This is a genomic window from Dethiosulfatibacter aminovorans DSM 17477 (assembly GCF_900142005.1).
In the GTDB taxonomy this organism is placed as follows: domain Bacteria; phylum Bacillota; class Clostridia; order Tissierellales; family Dethiosulfatibacteraceae; genus Dethiosulfatibacter; species Dethiosulfatibacter aminovorans.
On the sequence record NZ_FQZL01000066.1, the window covers coordinates 1 to 3,178 of the forward strand.

Annotated in this window: 2 protein-coding genes; both read right to left on the reverse strand. The window is 36.7% G+C overall.

Going from position 1 to position 3,178, the window contains the following annotated elements; all coding sequences use genetic code 11:
* Positions 1 to 1,434, reverse strand: a 1,434-nt coding sequence (locus BUB05_RS18260) for a BCCT family transporter (protein WP_094763083.1), incomplete at its 3' end; no start/stop codon positions are given.
* Positions 1,435 to 1,473: 39 nt separating this feature from the next.
* The gene (locus BUB05_RS18265; RefSeq protein WP_094763082.1) at positions 1,474 to 2,469 is read right to left on the reverse strand and encodes an SGNH/GDSL hydrolase family protein; all 996 of its coding nucleotides are present in this window, start codon (positions 2,467 to 2,469) and stop codon (positions 1,474 to 1,476) included.
* Positions 2,470 to 3,178: the final 709 nt, after the last annotated feature.

The following is a 3,178-nucleotide window of genomic DNA, read 5'->3' on the forward strand; positions in this document are numbered from 1 at the left end:
TGCTACAGCCGATGATGTCTGTAAAGCTCTCAATGCTCCTCCTGAAAACAATAATGCTATAGGAAGTGCAGCTAATAAAAATCCCCAAAATACTCTATACCATTTTACAGGGTCTTCTCCGAATTCCAAGTCCTTGGAAGCAACCAAAGCAGTGGTAAATGCTGCTGAATCCATTGTTGTAGAAAGGAAAATGAACATTGTAGATACAAACATGAACAATATTACCTTACCCATTGGCAAGTTTAGAAGCATTGCACAAATCGCATCGTATGTCGACTGATTTGCAATAATCTCAGTTATTGGCACAATATTGTTTATCTCCAAATGAAGTGCATAATTTCCCAACACACTGTAAGACATCCAACATCCAAGTGATCCCCAGACGATTTCTGCAAGAATCAATTCTTTCAGTGTTCTTCCTTTAGATATTTTTGCTACCCAGATTCCCATAAAAGGAGCCACTACTATCCACCAAGCCCAATAGAATACTGTCCATCCCTGTGGAAATCCTGAACCCCCTACACTGTCAGTCCAGAAACTCATCTTTGCAAAATTCTGGAACATATGTCCCAAACCATCACTCATTGTATTAAGTATGAAAAATGTAGGTCCCACAAGCAATACAAACAGCAGTACGAAAATTGCCATTTTTAAATTCAATGTACTTAGCTGCTTCAGACCTTTTTCAAGACCTCTGTACAAACTTAGACCGATTACAAGACACCAGCATATGATGATGATCAAGTCAACAGCAAAACTCTTTGGAATTCCAAAAAGTGAATTCAAACCAGCTGTAATCATAGGTGTTCCCAGACCTATGGAAGTTCCGCAACCACCCATCAGTCCGAAAATGAAAAATATGTCTATGGCTTTTCCCAGCCATCCATTAGCTCTTTCTTCTCCAATTACACCACTGCAGGCTGTACTTAATTTCATGGAAGGATTCCTTCTTACCCAATATACATATGCAATGGGTATTGTCGGTAGTGTGTACATAGCCCATGCGCTTACTCCCCAGTGAAAAAGTCCATAGCTCGTTGCCCAGTCAGCTGCTGCAACTGAAAATGGTTCAGCTCCATATGGAGGACTCATGAAGTAATATGCCCATTCTATCGAACTCCAATACAATAGACTGGAACCGATTCCTGCGCACAACAGCATTGCTACCCAGGAAAAAGTGGAATGCTGCGGCTTTTCATCAGGGTCTCCAAGTCTTATGTTTCCATATTTGCTGAATGCTATGTACATACACACAATTAATGCCATAACCGCAAACCACAAATATGCCCATCCAAAATTATTCATCAGCTTTCCAAATGCGCTATTCATTAAACTATTTGCACCTTCTGGATTTATTATCATTGGTATTATTACCAATAGTGTAACTATGATTGTTGCGTAAAAAATTGGTTTTTCAATAGTATCTCTTTTCATAAAATCAACCTTTCTTTATTATTTAAATCATTTTTTGATTTACTTGCCATTCACTAAACAAGTATACATTTCTTCTCCAAAAATTTTATGTGCAGCTCGGCTAAAATGCCATTCATCCCAAAAATAATATTCATCGGGATTTTCAGCTGCCGGTTTAAACTCAGGATACGTACTTTGACACTCTTTTTCAAGCTCTACAAAACCGTAGCTTTCAGGATTATTCATGATTTTATCGCTGACAGCAGTGTGATCGAACAGTATAATTTCTATCCCCAACTCACTATCCAACTTCTCCACGGTGACTGGCAAGGTACTATTCACGCGTTGTGTGAATGCACTGGCAGATTCTATTTGATCATAAGCAATTTCCCATGGTAAAGTCGACAAATCAGGCGAATTTACTATAAAAAACTTTTCAGCACCAAGTTCAGCCAGTTTTCTAACTGCAGTATTAATGTTTTCAACACTTTTATCTGCTATTTCTTCAATAGTACCAGGCAAGGAATAGTCCATGAATACATAGTAATCATTTGTGGAGGCAAAAATTAAGTATAATGCATTAGCATCAGCTTTTTTGCCATCCAAGCTTCCTTCGAATTCATCAATTTGACCAAGTACTCCTGTATCTTTGAGATGATCCATCCAGGGAGCATAGTTTTTATACCCTGTAGTTGCTCCACCTGTTGCATAATTCTTCAATTCCACTTCAAGTTTTTCAGCCAATACTTCAACAGATGTTAGTCCATTGGAAAATCTGTTTTCCCAATATATTTTCTCATCATTGTCTGGATCTGAAGGTTTTAAACGAGCTCCTTCAGGCTTATCAGCACTCTTCATGATTAAAGTGGTATTTTCCTTTGCCGATCCATTGTCCGAATAACTGTCTCCAAAAACAACTACTTCGGTTAATAGCTTACTGTCATTTTGAGTTGTTTGCTCAACAGTTGACTCATTATTTGCCTGACAGCCAATTCCACAAAACACAATGACGCTGATTAAAATTCCGATAATAAATATTCTTAGCTTTTTACTCATTGATTACCCTCTTCTCTCTATTTGTTGGCTATTTAGTTAATATCTGATTATCAAACCAATAATTACGAATTACATACTGTCTTATGGTCCTATAACTTACTTCACAATATCTCTACCGAAAGATATGTCAATTACGAAATTTATCAAGTCACAAGATTTACTCAACTTTGGAAAATTATGGATATTCCTGTTCTATATATCGTTCTTTTAACATGATACTACTCCTCCCATATTTGTCTTCAACTAGATATATAAGCAATATTCATGCCAAAAGTCTATTTACGGAATTTCAACGTTTTCCCAATTTCATTTCACTATTTCGACCCCTATACGGGTCACTCGAGTCTTAATCGGGTCAAAAAATAGAAGTCAATTTATGACTGCCATTAATTACGAATTCACATATTTTTTTCGGTTATAGCTACCCTCGTCTGCCTTATATTATACTATTGATAAAGAGATAAGAAAATTTATCTCTTTTAATGAAACTGCATTATGCGAAAAAATACCGAGGGGTTTGGAATAGGTTTTGAACAATAATTTCTCCCATAACAGCTGAACAGCTGTTATAGGAGAAATAGAAAGGATAACCGATTTTAAAACCGGCTATTTAGTAAGACTGGCAACCTAATTTAATATGTTACTATTTACTCTCTTCGTTAAAATCATAGTCAACTTCGTGACCGTAAATTGTAAATCCAAGAGGCGT

Excerpts from the sequence above, each read along its gene's own strand:
- BUB05_RS18265 (WP_094763082.1), bottom strand. The coding sequence starts at position 2,469 with ATGAGTAAAAAGCTAAGAATATTTATTATCGGAATTTTAATCAGCGTC.